Annotated in this window: 15 protein-coding genes; 9 read left to right on the top strand and 6 right to left on the bottom strand. The window is 72.9% G+C overall.

Translation table 11 applies throughout. From position 1 onward, the window contains the following. The first annotated feature begins 21 nt into the window (after window positions 1–21). The 5 genes from ACZ7L0_RS26115 to ACZ7L0_RS26135 all read left to right on the top strand — a co-directional run bounded on the left by ACZ7L0_RS26115 (window position 22) and on the right by ACZ7L0_RS26135 (window position 3154). Complete coding sequence (locus ACZ7L0_RS26115; protein WP_471244979.1) at window positions 22–201, top strand: hypothetical protein; 180 nt, start codon at window positions 22–24, stop codon at window positions 199–201. A gap of 483 nt (window positions 202–684) precedes the next feature. Beyond that, entirely contained in the window at window positions 685–1698 is a 1014-nt protein-coding gene (locus ACZ7L0_RS26120) for an iron-containing redox enzyme family protein (RefSeq protein ID WP_471244980.1), read from the top strand. Next, the gene (locus tag ACZ7L0_RS26125; RefSeq protein ID WP_471244981.1) at window positions 1699–2373 is read left to right on the top strand and encodes a HemK2/MTQ2 family protein methyltransferase; all 675 of its coding nucleotides are present in this window, start codon (window positions 1699–1701) and stop codon (window positions 2371–2373) included. It abuts the gene before it with no gap. Further along, a complete protein-coding gene (locus ACZ7L0_RS26130; protein WP_471244982.1) occupies window positions 2354–2566 on the top strand; it encodes a CDGSH iron-sulfur domain-containing protein in 213 nt (70 codons plus the stop codon). Before ACZ7L0_RS26125 ends, ACZ7L0_RS26130 begins: the two co-directional genes overlap by 20 nt. 156 nt (window positions 2567–2722) lie before the next feature. Beyond that, on the top strand, window positions 2723–3154 hold the full coding sequence (locus ACZ7L0_RS26135; protein ID WP_471244983.1) for an STAS domain-containing protein: 432 nt from the start codon (window positions 2723–2725) through the stop codon (window positions 3152–3154). Window positions 3155–3291: 137 nt separating this feature from the next. Here the strand turns inward: ACZ7L0_RS26135 and ACZ7L0_RS26140 are convergent, their stop codons facing one another. Continuing rightward, a complete protein-coding gene (locus ACZ7L0_RS26140) occupies window positions 3292–3723 on the bottom strand; it encodes a protease inhibitor (RefSeq protein WP_471244984.1) in 432 nt (143 codons plus the stop codon). A gap of 323 nt (window positions 3724–4046) precedes the next feature. On the opposite strand from ACZ7L0_RS26140, the gene ACZ7L0_RS26145 reads away from it, so the two are divergent. Further along, a complete protein-coding gene (locus ACZ7L0_RS26145; protein ID WP_471244985.1) occupies window positions 4047–4601 on the top strand; it encodes a hypothetical protein in 555 nt (184 codons plus the stop codon). A 48-nt stretch (window positions 4602–4649) separates the two neighbouring features. Further along, on the top strand, window positions 4650–5345 hold the full coding sequence (locus ACZ7L0_RS26150; protein WP_471244986.1) for an alpha/beta fold hydrolase: 696 nt from the start codon (window positions 4650–4652) through the stop codon (window positions 5343–5345). Window positions 5346–5380: 35 nt separating this feature from the next. Here ACZ7L0_RS26150 and ACZ7L0_RS26155 read toward each other — a convergent pair whose 3' ends face one another. The 3 genes from ACZ7L0_RS26155 to ACZ7L0_RS26165 all read right to left on the bottom strand — a co-directional run bounded on the left by ACZ7L0_RS26155 (window position 5381) and on the right by ACZ7L0_RS26165 (window position 8006). Beyond that, window positions 5381–7039: an RICIN domain-containing protein gene (locus tag ACZ7L0_RS26155; RefSeq protein WP_471244987.1), complete on the bottom strand. Its 1659-nt coding sequence runs from the start codon at window positions 7037–7039 to the stop codon at window positions 5381–5383. Window positions 7040–7386: 347 nt separating this feature from the next. Further along, window positions 7387–7764, bottom strand: coding sequence for a toxin Doc (locus ACZ7L0_RS26160; protein WP_471244988.1), 378 nt, complete (start codon window positions 7762–7764; stop codon window positions 7387–7389). Between the two features lie 2 nt (window positions 7765–7766). Further along, window positions 7767–8006: a hypothetical protein gene (locus ACZ7L0_RS26165; protein ID WP_471244989.1), complete on the bottom strand. Its 240-nt coding sequence runs from the start codon at window positions 8004–8006 to the stop codon at window positions 7767–7769. A 146-nt stretch (window positions 8007–8152) separates the two neighbouring features. Between ACZ7L0_RS26165 and ACZ7L0_RS26170 the strand changes: the two genes are divergently transcribed. Next, window positions 8153–8875 carry a 2OG-Fe(II) oxygenase gene (locus tag ACZ7L0_RS26170; protein ID WP_471244990.1) on the top strand — a complete coding sequence of 241 codons (723 nt, stop codon included), beginning with the start codon at window positions 8153–8155 and terminating at the stop codon, window positions 8873–8875. A 6-nt stretch (window positions 8876–8881) separates the two neighbouring features. Here the strand turns inward: ACZ7L0_RS26170 and ACZ7L0_RS26175 are convergent, their stop codons facing one another. Both ACZ7L0_RS26175 and ACZ7L0_RS26180 read right to left on the bottom strand, forming a co-directional pair. Beyond that, complete coding sequence (locus ACZ7L0_RS26175) at window positions 8882–11122, bottom strand: glycoside hydrolase family 9 protein (protein ID WP_471244991.1); 2241 nt, start codon at window positions 11120–11122, stop codon at window positions 8882–8884. Window positions 11123–11261: 139 nt separating this feature from the next. Continuing rightward, a complete protein-coding gene (locus ACZ7L0_RS26180) occupies window positions 11262–14348 on the bottom strand; it encodes a glycoside hydrolase family 2 TIM barrel-domain containing protein (protein WP_471244992.1) in 3087 nt (1028 codons plus the stop codon). 252 nt (window positions 14349–14600) lie between these two features. Between ACZ7L0_RS26180 and ACZ7L0_RS26185 the strand changes: the two genes are divergently transcribed. Next, window positions 14601–16982 carry a SpoIIE family protein phosphatase gene (locus ACZ7L0_RS26185; RefSeq protein ID WP_471244993.1) on the top strand — a complete coding sequence of 794 codons (2382 nt, stop codon included), beginning with the start codon at window positions 14601–14603 and terminating at the stop codon, window positions 16980–16982. Window positions 16983–16994: the final 12 nt, after the last annotated feature.

Genomic DNA, 16994 nt, shown 5'->3' on the forward strand with positions numbered 1-16994 from the left:
GACGTACAAGAGGAGACAGCCGTGTCCCACCCCGAGAATCGCGACCCCAACCCCAAGACCGCCCTGGAGGAGGTCCTCGACGAGGCCGCCCGGGCCGAGCGGCGCCCCACCGACTCCCCCCACGCCGACAACGACCGAGGCGAGGCCGCCGAGGCCATCACCCCCAACACACGAGCACAGGAGGAGTCGCGGGGGGACTGACCGGGGGCCGGGCGGGGGTGGGCGGACGGCCCGGGTAGGCGGGGGGGGCGGCTCGGGGGCCGGGCGGCTGGCCCGGGAAGCCGAGAACAGCCGGGAAGCCAGGCGTCCGGGAGCCGGGTGAACAGCCCCGGAAGCCAGGCGGCCCGGAGGCCGGACAGCCAGCCCCGGAAACCGAGAACAGCCCGGGAAGCCAGGCGGCCCAGGACCCGGGCGAACAGCCCAGGACGCCGAGGCCAGCCCGGCAAGCCGGGCGCCCCGGGAACCGGGCGAACAGCCCCGGAAGCCAGGCAGCCCCCAGGCCGGGCGAACGGCCCAGGATGCCAAGCGGCTCCCAGGCCGGGTGACCGACCCAGGAAGCCGAGAACAGCCCGGAGGCCAAGCGGCCCCGAGGACGGGCGGCCGGCCGGGGGCCGAGGAACCCCGGCCGATCGAGGCAGCTGGTCACGTGGGGATGGCAGGGGTTCGTCCGGGTACCCGGGCGGCATGGAAGAGCACAGCCAGGGGCCCGCGCTGCCCTCTGCACGGGGTCCGGTGTCCGCGGCCGTCGAGGAGTATCTGCTGGGGGCCGGGGCGCCGCCGGCCGATGAGGCCGTCGCGGCGGCGGACGTGTACGGCGAGGATCTCCAGCTCGCCCTGTACCTCTGCTACGAGCTGCACTACCGCGGCTTCGCGGGCGTCACCCCGGATCGCGAGTGGGACCCCGCCCTGCTGCGCGCCCGGGCGGAGATGGAGGGGCGCTTCCTGTCCGCCCTGCGCGCCGACACCCCGGGCCACGACAGCCTCGACGACGCGCTCGCGGAGATCCTCGTGGAGCCCGTGGACGGCTCCGGCGTCAGCCACTACCTCCGTGACGAGGGCGAACTGTGGCAGCTGCGCGAGTACGCGGCGCAGCGCTCCCTGTACCACCTGAAGGAGGCCGACCCGCACGCCTGGGTGCTGCCGCGGCTGTGGGGCCGGGCCAAGGCGGCGATGGCCGCCGTGGAGTTCGACGAGTACGGCGGCGGCCGCCCCGAGCGGGTGCACGCCCGCCTGTTCGCCGACCTGATGACGGACCTGGGCCTGGACACCGCCTACGGCCGCTACCTGGACGCCGCGACGGCCGAGATGCTGGCGACGGTGAACCTGATGTCCCTCTTCGGCCTGCACCGGGAGCTGCGCGGCGCCTTGGTGGGCCACTTCGCCGCGGTCGAGATCACCTCCTCCCCCGGCTCCCGGCGACTGGCCGAGGCGATGCGCCGTACGGGCGCCGGGCCGGCCGCGGAGTTCTTCTACGACGAGCACGTCGAGGCCGACGCGGTGCACGAGCAGGTGGTGCGCCACGACGTGATCGGCGGGCTGCTCGACGAGGAGCCGCACCTGGCGGACGACATCGCCTTCGGTATCGACGCCACCGGATACCTGGAGGAGCGCCTCGCCCGGCGGCTGCTGGACGACTGGCGGGCGGGACGCTCCGCGCTGCGCACTCCCATCACCAGGGATTTGAACCATATCTCCTGAATGTCGGGGTACTCGCGCCGTGTGAATGCACTGGTACTTCCGGGCGTCTACGCCCCCCAGCACGACACCGAGCTGCTGGCCGAAGCCCTGTCCGAGGAGCCCTTGGAACCGGGCGCCCGGGTGCTGGACGTGGGTACCGGAAGCGGTGCCCTCGCCCTGGTCGCCGCCCGGCGGGGCGCCGAGGTGACCGCGGTGGACGTGTCACGGCGGGCGGTGTGGACGGCCCGGCTGAACGCCTGGCTGGCCCGGCTTCCGGTCCACATCCGGCGGGGAAACCTCTTCGGTCCGGTGAACGGACGGTCGTTCGACGTGATCCTGGCCAACCCGCCGTACGTACCCGCCCCCGAGACCGGGCCGGAGCCGCGCGGCCGGTCCCGCGCCTGGGACGCGGGCCGGGACGGCCGTCTCGTCCTGGACCGGATCTGCCGGGACGCACCCGGCCTGCTGCGCCCCGGTGGTGTCCTGCTGATCGTCCATTCCGCGCTCAGCGACCCCGACCGCACCGTGGATCTGCTGCGCGCGGCCGGTCTGAAGGCCGCGGTGACCCGTCGGCGCTGGATCGCCTTCGGGCCCGTACTGCGGGCGCGGCAGGGCTGGCTGCGGGAGCGCGGACTGCTGTCGGCGGCCGACGAGAAGGAAGAGCTGGTGGTCATCCGTGCCGAACGTGCCCTCTGACGCGCAGCGCCCCACCCCGCCCCGGCGCGTCACCATGCAGCGGCGGGGCCCGATCCTCGTCGACGGCCCCGTGGAGGTGGAACTGGAGGACGGCACCACGGTGTCCTCGGACCGGTTCCGCGTCGCCCTGTGCACCTGCCGACGCAGCCGGCGCTATCCCTGGTGCGACACCAGTCACCGGCGCAGGGCCTGAGGACCGCCTCGAAGCCACCTCCAGCGTCAATCTCACAGTCTGGAGTTCACCCGATCGGGCGGATTTGATCTTGCGGACCCGCCTGGCGGGGATGGCCGCGTGTCCGACGGGGTAACTACCCGGGTCCAAGGCGTACCGGGCGACGTGGAGCGAAGAATGACGCCGGAAGCCGACGACCTCGACGAGCCACGACCCCTGCCGGGCGTCGGTGCGCAGTCCCGCCGATCCCAGGGCCCGGCGGCGAACCCGTGTGCCCGCACGTGGACGGGCGGGCCGTTCACCGTGGTCGTGGTCTCGGGTGAGATCGACATCGCGACGGCGGACCTCCTGGCCGAACATCTGGACGCCGCGACCGCGGGGCCGCGGCCGGACGTGCTGGTCGACCTGCGGTCCGTGGAGTTCTTCGACTGCTCGGGGCTGCGTGTGCTGTGCCGGGCCGAGGCCCGGGCCGGGGAACGCGGCGGGCGGCTGCGCCTGGTGTGCGAGGCGCCGCGGCTGCTCCGGCTGCTGCGCGCGGCCGGGCTGCTGGGACGTTTTCCGCCGCTTCCCGGGATGCCCCGGGACGGGCGGCCCGGGAAGCGGACATGAAACCGGGGGTCGGCGGGCGGCCCCACTCCGCCCGTCCGACCCCCGGTGCGAGATCACTCAGGTCCCCGAGACAGGGGTCCGCACTCCCCAGCTGCGGGCCTGTTCCGGCGGTCGCGGGGACCGGGCGATCCCGGTCCTCAGAACGCGAAGAGGGAGCCGTAGGCGTCCTTCACACACGCGTTGCCGAAGGTGCGTTCGTAGGAGACGCGCTTGCCCTGCCAGACGCCCTCGACCGTGACGACCACGGGGTCGTACAGCTTGGTGCAGAACACGTCGCCGCTGCTCTTGAGGGCGTCGAAGTCGCCTCCCGCGCCGCGCAGTTCCGCGCAGGCGTCGGCGGCGGCCGGATGGGTGCCGGAGGCCGTCGGGGCGCAGGTCAGGGTGACGGCGCGCTCGGGGGTGGCCGTCGCGGCGCTCTGGCCGTGGCCGGTGGTGAGCACCAGGGCCGAGGGGGCGTAGAGCGACGACGGGGCGCTGCCCGGTGCGGCGACGGCGGCCCCGGTGAGGGTTCCGCAGACAGTGGCGGCCGTGAGGCCGAGGGTCGCTGCCCAGCGCGCGGTGGTCCGCATTGTGTGCATCCTTCCGCTCGATTAGACGGGGTGCCGGTCCGGCCCGGTAGGTGCCGGAGCGGCGTGCGCCACTCTGCCGAGTCCGCCGTCGAAACTCACATCGAACCCACAGGTTTCAGTAACCTTGCGTGTTGAAACAGTGGCGTGAAGTCACGGAGTTCGAGCGTTCCAACCCCGGAACTGTGCGGTTCTTGATCGCCTCAAGCAGCCAAATGGCCGAATTTCATCAGTTCGTTAATAGGCCTGAAACATTCCGGTTCAGCTCTCGGCACACCCCTCCGCCACCCCTTGTGTTCATGAGAAAGCAGAGTAATCGTTATTACATGATTACTTCAGAACACCACGAGAAGCTGCGCGGGTGGCTCACCGGCCGCCTGCCCGACGACCTCTTCGAGGAGCTGGTCGAGGTGACCGCCGACCGCGAGGAGATCACCGTGATCGGCCGCATCCCCGCACCCCGGCTCGCCGAGGACGTCTCGGCCGCCGAACGGGAGGCGGCCGTCCAGGGCCGGATCCAGGAGTTCCGGGAACGCACCCGGGAGGCCCGGATCGCCGTGGCCCGGGAGACCGAGCACCAGTTCCGCAGGAAGGTGTCCTGGGGCGTGGAGTGCGACGGTGAGCGCGCCCTGTTCACACACGTGGCGGCGCCCGTGATGACCCGCCTGCGGCAGCCCGAGCGCCAGGTGCTCGACACGCTGATCGCGGCCGGGGTCGCGCGCAGCCGCAGCGACGCCCTCGCCTGGTGCGTACGGCTGGTCCAGCGGCACACCGACGACTGGCTCACGGAACTCCGGGAGTCCCTCGAACACGTCCAGCGGGTACGGGCGCAGGGGCCGGACGCGCAGGAGACGACCGGTCCGGACGCCGAAGAGGCGTGAACGTCCCGTTCCCAGGGCGTTGTCAGACCCGTCCGCTAGGTTGTCGTCATGACCAACTACGTACTGGTGGCGGGTGCTTGGCTCGGAGCGTGGGCGTGGGACGAGGTGGCGGCCGAGCTGCGCGCGGCGGGGCACGACGTCCATGCGGTGACCCTGTCCGGCCTCGCCGAGAAGCGGGGGATCCCGGCCGGACAGCAGACGCACGTCCAGGACATCGTGGACGAGGTCGAACGCCTCGGTCTGCGGGACATCGTCCTGGTCGGGCACAGCTACTCGGGCGTGCCCGTCGGGCAGGCGGCCGAGCGGATCGGCGAGCGGCTGCGGCGCGTGGTGTTCGTGGACTCCAATGTGCCGGCCGACGGGGAGTCGTTCCTCGCGGGCTTCCCCAGTGACCACATACGGCAGGCCCTCGACGCGCACGGAGGCGTCTGGCCGCCGCTTCCCCCGGCCGCCTACGAAGGCCAGGACCTGACCGACGAGCAGATCCGGCGCATCGTCACCGACGGCACCCCGCACCCGGGCGCCACCCTGACCGAACCGGCCGTCCTCAAGCGCCCGTTGAGCGAGCTGCCGGCGACGTACATCAAGTGCGTGCTGGACGGACGCGCACCGCTGCCCGCGGTGGCCGAACTGCTGAAGAGCGAGCGCTGGGAGTCGGCCGAGATGAACACCGGGCACTGGCCGATGTTCTCCCGGCCGCGCGAACTGGCCCGGATCCTGCGCGAGTCGGCCGCCGAGGCCTGACGCCGGCCCGTTCGGTCGCCGGGGCCGGGCGCCCGTCAGGCGTGTGTGCCCCGGCGCGAGAGCTGCGTCGGCCGAGCGGACGGTCCGCCGGTTCCGGTGATCGACAGGGAGCCGGGGCTCGCCCGTGGCGGGTCGGTGAGCCAGCGCTGGCCGGTGGACCTGTCGCGGACCTTGACGACGATGTCGGCGCCGGCGTCCTCGGTGGTGGCGGCGAGGGCGAGGCTCTCGTCCCAGCGGGGCAGCAACTCGCCCCGGACGGTGAGGTCGTAGCGCACGTCGTCGGCCCGCCGGGCCTTGTCGTCCGCGCAGCCGCCGAGGATCACCACGCCGGCGTCCGCGCGCGAGTCGAGGCACAGGTCGGAGTCGGCCGCGCTGCGCAGCAACCCGTCGGTCTCGTACGTCCACTGCTGGGTCGAGGCCGTCGAGCACGCCGCCAGGGTGACCCTCCCGCCGGCCTTCGGTCTGCCCTCGATGTCCAGGCACAGTCCGGCGGCGGCGTTGCGCAGCCGCGTCCGCCGGGGCGCGACGGGCAGCTGAGCCGTACCGGGCGGGGAGGCGGAGGCGTCGGGCGTGGCCTGGGAGCCGGTTCCGGGCACCGAGCCCCGGGCGCCGGAGGCGCCCGTCGAGGCGACCGGGTCGGTGCCGTCCCCGCCGTCCGGCAGAAGTCCGGCCACCAGGACGCTCGCGAGCAGGCCGGCCGAGGCCAGCCCGACGCCGGTGAGCAGGGTCCGCGGCACCCGGGCCGCCCAGGGGGCGCCGCGCGCCGCGAGGGGGATCCGCCCCAGCACACGGTGCCGCCCTCCCCCGCCGGGCCGTCCGGCCCTGCGGGAGGTGCCCCGGGTGTGCGGGACCGCCGAACCGGCCCGGCCCGGGCGGGAGTCGAGGTAGCGGCGGGCGCCCCAGCCGAGCACCGCCTCGGCGAGCAGGACGCCGAGGCCGGCCTCGACATGGCCGAGCTGCTCGGCGGCGTAGCGGCAGTAGCGGCATGCGGTGAGGTGCTGCTGTACGTCCGGGAGCAGGGCGCCGCCCCGGCGGATCGGCACGTCGAGGAGCCGGTTGTAGAAGCGGCAGTCCTTCGTCGGCGCGAGTTCCCGGTGGGCGCGGACGCAGCCCTGGCGGAACGCCTCCCGGGCCTGGTCGAGCGCGGCTGCCGCGGTGTCGGCGTCCATGCCGAGCAGACCGGCCGGGACGCCGAGCGGCTCCGCCTCGACCTCGGTGTGCCACAGCAGGCACCGCGCGAGCGGAATCAGTCCCTGGAACGACCGCGCGGCGAGGGCGCGGTTGTCGGGGGTCATGGACCGCACCGCGCGCATGCCGCGGCCACCGGCGGGTTTCGCCAGGTCCGGCAGTACCTCGGGCAGACCGTCGTCGGCCGACCAGTGCGCGATCGTGTCGCGTACCGTCACCAGCAGCCGGGGCCGCAGCGCGGCGGCCGGTTCGCCCGCCGCCAGCCGGTCGAGGACCTGGTGGAAGGCGGCGGCGGTGGCCATGTGGACGCTGGAGCCCTGGGTGGCGAGGCAGATGGCCGCGTAGTCCTGGACCGGCTGCCAGTGCCGCGCCATCAGCAGCGCGACGGTCGAGCCGGCCTCTCCCTCCGCCCGGCCGCGCAGCCGGACGGCGAGTGACTCGTCGGACTCTCCCGGGACCCCGCCGGGCGGCGGGTAAGGAGGACGAGGGGGGTGGGCGGTGGGCACGGAGGGAATCCTTTGGTGCGTGTGCGCTCGAGTGGTTCACCTTCGCACAACTGACCAAAGCCCAACAAGGCGTTGGGGGAGGCGCACTCGCTCCGCCGTGCGCCCCGTGTGAACCGCGCACACGCGCCGGGCCGCCGCGCACGCTCCCGGCCTCCGCCGCCCGGTAGTGCACTGGGAACCGGCCCTTCTCGGAGGCCCCGCGCAGGACGGCGGCTCTGCTGCGCGAAACCGGCCGCCGGCCCCGTTCCTCCCGCCCTCGGCCGGCGGCCCCGGGCCGGCACCACGAGCCCCGGGCGGCTTCCCCTGCCGGCGGGGGCGGGTACCGGATCGGCGACCGTGTTCGGCGATCAGATCTGCCAGGAACGGAGCCGGTCCGCCGCGCCGTAGACATCGCTCTTGCCGGACATCAGGTCCCGGGCGAGGTCGACGAGGGCGCCGTAGGGCGGGTCGATACCGGCCCCGCTGACGAACATGTACGCCACCGCCGTCGCGCAGGCGAAGCGCGCGTTGGCCGACGGCAGCGGCTTGAGCAGGGCGAGGGTGTGCAGCAGGGCGGCGGCCCGCCAGGCCGGGTCGGAGTCCACGCCGAGGCGCGGCGGGTCGACTCGGTGCCGGGCGACGGCGGCGACCAGGGCGGAGAAGTCGTTGATGGTCGGCTGGTCCGGCAGCACTTCCTCGTGGCGCTGGAGCAGCCAGGGCACGTCGATATGGAGGACGGGCGGCATGGTCAGGCGGCCTCGCCCTTGCCGGGGGGCTCGTCGTCGGGGAACGCGGCCGCGAACTCGTCGGCGTGGGTGGCGAAGAAGCGGCGGAACGCCTCCGCGCCCTCCTGCAGCGCGCGGTGCCGCGCTATGTCGGCGGCTGCCGCCTCGCGCACCAGGGCCTTCATCGACGTACCCCGCTCCTTGGCGATCTGCCGCAGGTCCTCTAGCTCGCGCTCACTGAACTCCACGTTGAGGGCTGGCATGCCCCAACGGTAGCGCGCGGGTACTCAAGCGTAAATAGCCGCAGGTCAGATGGTATTTTCAACGGTACCTTGCGCGTACCACGCCGTCCGGGCGCCAGGTCCGATTTCCGCCGGTACGAGGGCGGGCGCGGCGGCAGACTCGTGTCATGACGCTCACCCCCGACCGGGCCCGCCGCCGAGTGGCGGGCACCGACTGGACCGCACTGGCCGAGGAACTGGACGCGCTCGGCTGCGCGCCGACCGCCCGGCTGCTGACGCCCGACGAGTGCGGCGAACTGGCCGCCCTGTACGAGCGGCCGGAGCTGTTCCGGACCACCGTCGACCTGGCCCGGCACCGGTTCGGCTCCGGCACGTACCGCTACTTCACGCACGACCTGCCCGTCCCGGTGGCCGCGCTGCGCGCCGCCCTCTACCCGCGGCTGCTGCCGATCGCCCGCGACTGGGCGGCCCGGCTGGGCCGGAGCGCCCCCTGGCCCGACGACCTAACGGACTGGCTGGCCCGCTGCCACGCCGCCGGCCAGGACCGCTCGGCGCAGATCCTGCTGAGCTACGGCCCGGGCGACTGGAACGCCCTGCACCGCGACGTCTTCGGCGAGTTGCTCTTCCCGCTCCAGGTCGTCGTCGCCCTCGACGAGTACGGGACCGACTACACCGGCGGCGAGTTCCTGATGGTCGAGCAGCGGCCCCGCGCCCAGTCCCGGGGCACCGCGACCGTCCTGCGCCAGGGCCACGGCCTGGTGTTCACCACCCGGGACCATCCGGTCCGCACCAAGCGCGGCTGGTCGGCCGGAGCGATGCGGCACGGCGTGAGCACCGTCCGCTCCGGCCGCCGCCGGACCCTGGGGCTGGTCTTCCACGACGCGGCCTGAGACCGGCTACCCCTGATCCGCCACGAACGACGCCATCCAGGCCAGCGCCGCGTTCCAGTTGACCGCGGTCTCGTTCGTCGACCAGGACTGGATGTCGTCGATGTAGCAGAACTGGCCCACGCAGCCGCCGAGTCGGCTCTGCGCGTAGGGGTCCTGGATGCTCGAGTTGGGCCCTCCGGCGAGGGTGCCCCGGGGTGGGTTCGGGAGTTGCGGATCGAGTTCGTGGGCGTACCAGCGGCTGTGCTGGTTGTGGGAGTCGACCTCGCCGTAGCCCGTGACGTACGAGATGTTCAGCGCGTTGCGGCCGAGGACGTAGTCCATGCTCTGGAGTGCGCCGTCACGGTACTTCGCGGCGCCGGTGAGGTCGTAGGCGGTCGCGACGACATGGGCGTTGTTGAGGATCTGGGCGTTGGAGCCCCAGTCGTAGCGGTTGCCGTCGGGCGCGTACGGCATGCCGTACGGCTGTGACCTCAGGGTCGCCAGGTAGGTGTCGGCGGCCTTGGTCACCGACCGGCGCACCTTGTCCCGGCCGGGGAGCCCACTGGGCACGGTCGCGAGGTCCAGGCGGCCCGCCGCGGCCGTGCGGCCCCAGTCGAAGCCGAGGGGACCGAAGACATCGGCCGAGTGGAGCGGGGAGTCGAGGACGTGGTCCGCGAACCCCTTCTCCCCCGTGGTCAGGTAGAGCTCGGCCGCCGCCCAGTAGAACTCGTCGGTCGCGTCGTCGTCGGGGTAGGCGCCGCCGCCCGTGCCGTCGTCCGGGTCGGGATACACCTCGGGGTGGGCCAGCGCGGCCGTCCACGCCTTGCGGGCGGCGGTCAGGGCGCGGGAGGCGAAGGCGCGGTCGTAGGGGCGGTACAGACGGGCCGCCTGGGCGGCCGTCGCCGCCAGGTTCAGGGTCGCCTGGGTGGTCGGGGCGTGCAGCTCCCGCTTCTGCGGGTCGTCGGCGGGCAGCAGGGGCAGGCCGGTCCACTGCGCGTCGTGAATCTTGCCGTGCGCCATACCGGCCAGCGGCTGCCCGTCCGGCACCTGCATCTTCAGCAGGAACTCCAGCTCCCAGCGGGCCTCGTCCAGGACGTCGGGCACCTTGTCGCCGCTCTCGGGCAGGGCGAGGGTCGCGTCGCCGAGTCTGCCGGGGTGGCCGGTGCGGGCCAGCAGGGCGCGTTCGTAGGTGCTCAGCAGCTCCCAGGTGGCGATGCCGCCGTTGACGACGTACTTGCCGTGGTCGCCCGCGTCGTACCAGCCGCCGGTGACGTCGAGGGTGTAGTCGCACAGACCGGGCCGGCAGGGGACGTTCGCGTCGCCCTGGTTGGGCGCGGTGTTCAGGTGCCCGGCGGCCCTGCCGTAGCCGGGCCGGAGTGCGTCGCTGATCGCGATGCCGCTGCGCTGCGTGTAGTAGTACTTCAGCGAGTCGAGGCGCAGTCGCTCGTAGGCAGCGGTGCCGATGTCGAACGGGTGGCTCGTCTCCCCGTCGGCGACCAGCGTGAAGTTTTTGCCCCGGCCCCGGTAGGCGCCGAAGTCGATCGACTGCACGTTCTGCCCGGAGGACGCGTCGGTGCCACGCGGGGCGGTCCAGCCGTGGGCGACCGTCGCGCCGCCGGCGTTCCTCAGCCGCCAGGGCAGCTTCGTGGTGGCGTCGGTGACCAGGGTGGCGCTCTTCGGGCCCCTGGGCAGGTAGGCGACCTGGTTGACGCGGACGCGCGGTCCGGTGTCGGGCTCGTAGACCTCCGGCGGGACCCCGCCGAGGAGCGACACGTCGTCCAGGCAGAACCGCCAGGCGTCCGCGGCGCCGCCGACCTGGAAAGCGACCTGCGCCTGACCGGTGTCGACGGGCGAGGTGAAGGTGTAGGCGTACTCGTCGCCGGAGACGGTCAGTTGGGGGCTGACCTCGTGCCAGGTGTCGTACGGGGACACCTGGAGCCCGACGACCGCCCGCACCACGTGTCCCTCGGGGGAACCGGACGCCTTGAAGGCGAACCGGTACGACTCCCCCTTGACCAGGGTGATGTCGTTCTGCCCGACGGCGGCGTCCCAGCGGTTCGTCGTGCCGGCGGGCACCTGTGCGCAGAGCTGCCCGCCGGACAGACCCGCGGTGACGTTGCTCGTCCACCACGGGTCGGAGGTGGTGTCGAAGGTGCCGTTCCTGACCTGTTCGACCTCCTCGGCGCCGGCCTGGGCGGCCGGCAGGGCGGTGAACGCCGTGGCGAGGAGGGTGGCCACGGCGAGCAGTGCGGTTCTGCGTCGTTTCACGTCGGGCTCCTCGGTACGAGGTGGGAGCGCTCCCAGAGAACGGACGCAGGCCATGCTGTGCGAGACATGACGCCCCGTCAACGGTCCGGACGGGACAGAAGCCGACCGACGTCCCGTCCGGACCGTTCACCGTGTGCCGCTACACCTCCAGACGGCTGATCCGTACCGCGCCCTTCGGCTCGCCCGGATGGCGGCTCGTCAGGGTGAGCCGGAGCCGGGAGCCGCGCACGGAGTCGAAGGTGATCACGGTCGGGGCGTCCGAGGCGGTGGCCCAGTTCACCGCCGCGCCCGTCACCGGCACGTACCGGTTCCCGTCCCAGACCGCGACCTCGACCGAGGCGGGCAGGGAGTGGGTGGCGTCCACCGTGAAGGACACGTCCACCCGGTCGAAGGCACGGGCGCGGCCGAAGTCGACCGACACCCAGTCCTCAGTCCGGGCCCCGTTGAACGCGGGCAGCAGGGCGGTCGCCGACTTGGCGAAGGCGTTGGACCAACCGGTCGCCGTGTCGCCGTCGAGCACGGCGGCGGGGAGGGTGTCGGGGCGGCCGGAGTAACTGGCGTCCGCGAAGGGATGGTCGAGGGGCGTGGGGTGGTCGGGCCGGAAGTCGGGGGCGGGGGTGCGGGCCACCGAGCGGGCGGTCGTGGTGCGCACCCTGACCGTGCCCGTGCGCAGGCCGTCCACCCGTGCCGTGACCTTGAGGGTGCCCGCCTTCGTGCCCGACCGCACGATGGCCAGCGCCTTGCCGTGGAAGGCGGTGCGGGTGCTCGCCTGATAGCGCTCGGCGCTCTCCTCGCGGCCGTTGTCGAGTCCGGCGAGGGAGCCGCCGCTGACGTCGAACGCGATGAGGTGCTCGGCGCCGGGCACCACCACGCCGTGCGCGTCGACGACGTCGGCGGTCACGAAGACCAGCGAACGGCCGTCGGCGGCAAGGGACTCGCGGTCGGCGGTCAGGCGCACCGCGTGCGGCTCACCGGCCGTGCGCAGCACGTCGGAGGCGACCGCCTTGCCGTCCCGCCGGGCCACGGCCTTCAGCTCACCGGGGGCGAACGGCACCTTCCAGGTCAGGTGCAGCTTGCCCGCGCTGCCGTTCGGGCTGGTGTAACTGCCCGGGTAGGGGCCGCCGGTGAAGGTCTTGTCGTCGCCGGTGGCCTCGGTGGTCTCCAGGTAGGCGCGGCCGTCGGTGGTCTTCTTGGTGTCGAACTCCCGCACGCCCAGGGACTTTCCGTTGAGGAACAGCTCGACGGAGGGGACGTTCGCGTAGGCCCAGACCTCGACCGTGTCCCCGGCTTCGTGGTTCCAGGTCATCGGCACCAGGTGCACCATCGGTTCGCTCACCCACTGGCTGCGGAACAGGTGGTACATGTCCTTGGGGAAGCCGGCGGTGTCGACCGCGCCGAAGAAGGACGCCTTGACCGGGAAGACGTCGTACGGGGTGGGCTCGCCGATGTAGTCGATGCCCGACCACAGGAACTGCCCGGCGAACCACTTGCGGTCCCGGTCCTTCTTGTGGCCGTACTCGCCGCTCATCGTCCAGGAGGCGAGGTTGTTGTCGTACGAGGAGACCTCGCGCCGGCCCGGTGTGTGGTTCTCGCCGGTGTTGAGGTGTTCGGGCTCCTGGTAGGTGCCGCGCGTCGAGGTCTCCGACGACGACTCCGACTCGAAGAGGAACAGCTCGGGGTACTTCGCGTGCAGCGCGTCCACCGACTTGGCGGTGTTGTAGTTGAGGCCGAGCCCGTCCAGTTTGGCGAGCATCAGGTCGGCCGGGGAGCCGGTGGCGGGCACACCGTGGTACTTGTTCGAGCCGATGACGACCGGCCTGGTGTCGTCCGCCGCCTTGATGGCGCCGATGATCCGGTCCGCCATGGCGAGACCGGCGGTGGTGGTGGAGTCGGGGATCTCGTTACCGATCGACCACAGGACGACGGCGGGCGAGTTGCGGGCGGCGAGGACCATCTCGGTGGCGTCCTTCTCGCACCACTCGTCGAAGAACCGCCCGTAGTCGTACTTGGTCTTGCCGGTCTTCCAGCAGTCGAAGGCCTCGACCATCATCACGATGCCCAGCTCCTCGCAGACCTCGATCATCTGCGGCGAGGGCGGGTTGTGCGAGGTGCGGAAGGCGTTGACGCCCATCGACTTCATGATGGTCATCTGCCGGCGCACCGCGTCGACGCTTATCGCCGCGCCGAGGGCGCCCTGGTCGTGGTGGAGGTCGACGCCCTTGATCTTGGCGTGGGTGCCGTTGAGGGAGAAGCCCTCGTCGGGGTCGAAGCGGTAGGTGCGGACGCCGAACGGGGTGCGGTAGGTGTCGGTGGTCCGGCCGTCCACGCGGAGTTCGGTCAGCAGGGTGTAGCGGTAGGGGGTGTCGAAGTCCCACAGGCGGGGCTTCGGGACGGTGAGTTCGTGGGCCTCGGTCGCCGTGCCGGAGACGGCCACCGTGGAGGACGTACGGGCGACCGTACGGCCGTCCGCGTCCAGGATCCGGGTGACGACCCGGACGTCCGTGCCGCCGCCGGTCTCGTTCACCACGGCGGTCCTCGCCCGTACGACGGCCCGCTCGGCGGTGATGTCCGGCGTGGTGACGTACGTGCCCCAGCGGGCCACGTGCACGGGATCGGTCACCACCAGGCGGGCCTCGCGGTAGATGCCGCTGCCCGAGTACCAGCGGCTGCTGGGCAACTGGTTCTGGACCTTGACCGCGAGGACGTTCTCCGTCCTGCCGTCGGTGTGCACCAGGTCGGTGAGGTCGAAGGCGAAGCCGGTGTAGCCGTACGGGTGGCGGCCCACCTGGGTTCCGTTGCAGTAGACGTACGAGTCCATGTAGACGCCGTCGAACTCCACCGAGATCCGCTTGCCCGCGTGGGCCGGCGGCAGGGTGAAGGCGAGGCGGTACCAGCCGAGGCCACCGGGGAAGAAGCCGGTGCCGCTGGTCGTGCCGTGCTCGGTGGTCGGGGTCTGCTCGATGCTCCAGTCATGGGGCACCGCGACCTCGCGCCAGGCCGAGTCGTCGTATCCGGGGTCGGCGGCGTTCGCGTACGCGCCGGTCGGGTCGGTGATCCCGCCCGGGTTGACCAGCGCGAAGCGCCAGCCGTCCCGCAGGGGGACGGTGCGGCGTCCCCCTGCGGCGCCGGACGCCTCGGCGGCCCGGGCGTCCGGTGCGCCCAGGAGCGCTCCGGCCGTCGGGGCCGCCGTGGCGGCGACCAAAACCGATCTGCGAGTGACCGTCATGGCGGCTCTCCCTCATAGGGCCCAGAAGTACTCACAACTGATCGTGAACGAACAGATTCTGACGTGATGGCACACCGGTCCGTCAAGGGTGCGGGCCGGCTCCTCACCCTGTCGTCCCATCGGCCGGATTCCCCCTTGACCACGCCCCGCCCGGTCGGACAGGGGTTGCCCTCCGCCGACGAGAGCCACGCACTACGCTGGAACCCAAGTGGTGCACCTGTTCACTGTGCGTGTGCGCTGGGAGTGGCGACGATGAGCCGGGTCTATCCGTTCGACGATGCGGCCACCGCCCGGGCTGTCATCGGCGACGACGGCACCCTGGTCGAGTGGAACGAGGGCGCCCGGCGCCTGCTCGGCCACCCGGCCGCCGAGGTCGTGGGCCGCCCGGCCGCGCAACTGCTCGCCGTCGACGGTGCCCGGCCGCTCCCCTCGGGTCCGCGCTGGGACGGCACGGTCGAACTGCGCCACCGGGACGGCCGTACGGTCTCGGTCTGGCTGCTCGCCCACCGCCGGCCGCCGCACGAGAACCGCCCCGCCGACTGGCTCGTCGTCACCCCGCTGGAGCGCGACGGCCCGCACGACCCGGCCGACCCGCTGGACTCGGCGGCGCTGACCCAGTCCCCGTGCGCCGTCGCCGTGTACGACGAGCGGCTGCGGCTACGCCGGCAGAACGAGGCGATGGCCGAGGTGACCGGCCTGCCCGAGGAGCGCGTACGGGGACTCAGGCTGTCGGAGATCGGCGGCAAGCCGCAGAGCGACGAACTCGAACGGAACCTGCACCAGGTGCTCACCACCGGCCACCCGCTGGACGTGCAGATGTACATGCGCGCCGGCGGGGAGGACGTCGCGCACGCCTGGCTGGCCCGGATGGCCCCGGTCACCGACGCCGACGGACGGGTGCGGGGCGTGTGCCTGGCCGCCCACGACTTCACCGACAACTACCTGGCCCGGGAGCGGCTGCAACTGGTCAACGAGGCGAGCGTGCGCATCGGCAGCACCCTCGACGTCGGCCGTACGGCGCAGGAGCTGGCGGACGTGTGCGTGCCCGCGCTCGCCGACTTCGTCAGCATCGACCTGCTGGACCTCCTCGAATACGGCGGCGAGCCCCCGGCCCGGGTCACCGCGCCGGTCCGGCTGCGCCGGGTCGCCCACCAGTCCCTGCTGCCGGGCACCCCGGAGGCGGTGGCCAAGCCCGGCCAGATCGAGCTCTACCCCGCCTTCTCCCCGCAGGCCGACTCGCTGGTGGCGGGCCGCACGATCGTCGCCTCGGTGCCGTCCGGGGATCTGGAGCAGTGGCTGAACTGGAACCCCGCGCGCGCCGAGCGGGTTCGGGAGTACGGCATCCATTCGTCGATGTCCGTGCCGATCCAGGCCCGGGGCCGCACCCTCGGGGTCGCGGTGCTCACCCGGCACCGGCGGCCCGACCCGTTCACGGCGGACGACGTGCTGCTCGCCGAGGAGATCACCACCCGCGCCGCCGTCTGCATCGACAACGCCCGCCGCTACTCCCGCGAGCGCGAGACCGCCCTCGCCCTCCAGCGCAGCCTGCTGCCCCGCTCCCTGCCGCGCACCGCCGCCGTACGGGCCGCCTCCCGCTATCTGCCCGCGGCGCGCGCCGGGGTGGGCGGCGACTGGTTCGACGTGATCCCGCTGTCCGGGATGCGGGTCGCCATGGTCGTCGGGGACGTCGTCGGCCACGGCATCCAGGCCTCGGCCGCCATGGGCCGGCTGCGCACCGCCGTACGCACCCTCGCCGACATCGACCTCGCGCCGGACGAGCTGCTCACCCACCTCGACGACCTCGTGATCCGGCTGTCGGAGGAGTCGGCCGGCGAGGACAGCCCCGGCGAGGTCGGCGCGACCTGTCTGTACGCCGTCTACGACCCGGTGTCCCGCCGCTGCACCCTGGCCCGGGCCGGGCATCCCCCGCCCGTGCTGCTCCCGCCGGGCGGTCCGCCCCGGCAACTGGAGCTGCCCGCCGGTCCGCCGCTCGGACTCGGCGGTCTGCCCTTCGAGTCCGCCGAGCTGTACCTGCCCGAGGGCAGCGTGCTCTCCCTCCACACCAACGGTCTGATCGAGTCCCGCGACCGGGACGCCGAGGCCGGCCACCGGCTGCTGAACGAGGCCCTGGCGGCGTCCGTGGACTCGCTGGAGGAGACCTGCGACCGGATCCTGCACGCCCTGCTGCCGCCGGACGGCGCCGCCGACGACGTGGCGCTGCTGCTCGCCCGCACCCGGGGACTGCCCGCCTCCCAGGTGGCGACCTGGGACATCCCCGCCGATCCGGCACTGGTCGGCCCCATCCGCAAGCAGTGCGTCCAGCAGCTGGAGCGGTGGTCGCTCGACGGGATCGCCTTCACGGCGGAGCTGGTGGTCAGCGAGCTGGTCACCAACGCCATCCGCTACGGCGCCCGCCCCATCCGGCTGCGGCTCATCCACGACGCGGACACGCTGATCTGCGAGGTGTCCGACACCAGCCACACCGCGCCGCACCTGCGCCGGGCCAAGACCTGGGACGAGGGCGGCCGGGGGCTGCTGCTGGTCGCCCAGCTCACCCAGCGCTGGGGCAGCCGGCACACGGGGGAGGGCAAGACGATCTGGGCGGAGCTGGCGCTGCACGAGGACGAGCGGTAGGCCGGTGAGCGG

The sequence above is a fragment of the Streptomyces sp. NPDC039424 genome (assembly GCF_055639495.1).

Coding starts and splice junctions, on each gene's coding strand:
- ACZ7L0_RS26185 (WP_471244993.1), top strand. CDS start 14,601: ATGAGCCGGGTCTATCCGTTCGACGATGCGGCCACCGCCCGGGCTGTC.
- ACZ7L0_RS26125 (WP_471244981.1), top strand. CDS start 1,699: ATGTCGGGGTACTCGCGCCGTGTGAATGCACTGGTACTTCCGGGCGTC.
- ACZ7L0_RS26150 (WP_471244986.1), top strand. CDS start 4,650: ATGACCAACTACGTACTGGTGGCGGGTGCTTGGCTCGGAGCGTGGGCG.
- ACZ7L0_RS26145 (WP_471244985.1), top strand. CDS start 4,047: ATGATTACTTCAGAACACCACGAGAAGCTGCGCGGGTGGCTCACCGGC.
- ACZ7L0_RS26160 (WP_471244988.1), bottom strand. CDS start 7,764: ATGCCGCCCGTCCTCCATATCGACGTGCCCTGGCTGCTCCAGCGCCAC.
- ACZ7L0_RS26135 (WP_471244983.1), top strand. CDS start 2,723: ATGACGCCGGAAGCCGACGACCTCGACGAGCCACGACCCCTGCCGGGC.
- ACZ7L0_RS26170 (WP_471244990.1), top strand. CDS start 8,153: ATGACGCTCACCCCCGACCGGGCCCGCCGCCGAGTGGCGGGCACCGAC.
- ACZ7L0_RS26140 (WP_471244984.1), bottom strand. CDS start 3,723: ATGCGGACCACCGCGCGCTGGGCAGCGACCCTCGGCCTCACGGCCGCC.
- ACZ7L0_RS26120 (WP_471244980.1), top strand. CDS start 685: ATGGAAGAGCACAGCCAGGGGCCCGCGCTGCCCTCTGCACGGGGTCCG.
- ACZ7L0_RS26165 (WP_471244989.1), bottom strand. CDS start 8,006: ATGCCAGCCCTCAACGTGGAGTTCAGTGAGCGCGAGCTAGAGGACCTG.
- ACZ7L0_RS26180 (WP_471244992.1), bottom strand. CDS start 14,348: ATGACGGTCACTCGCAGATCGGTTTTGGTCGCCGCCACGGCGGCCCCG.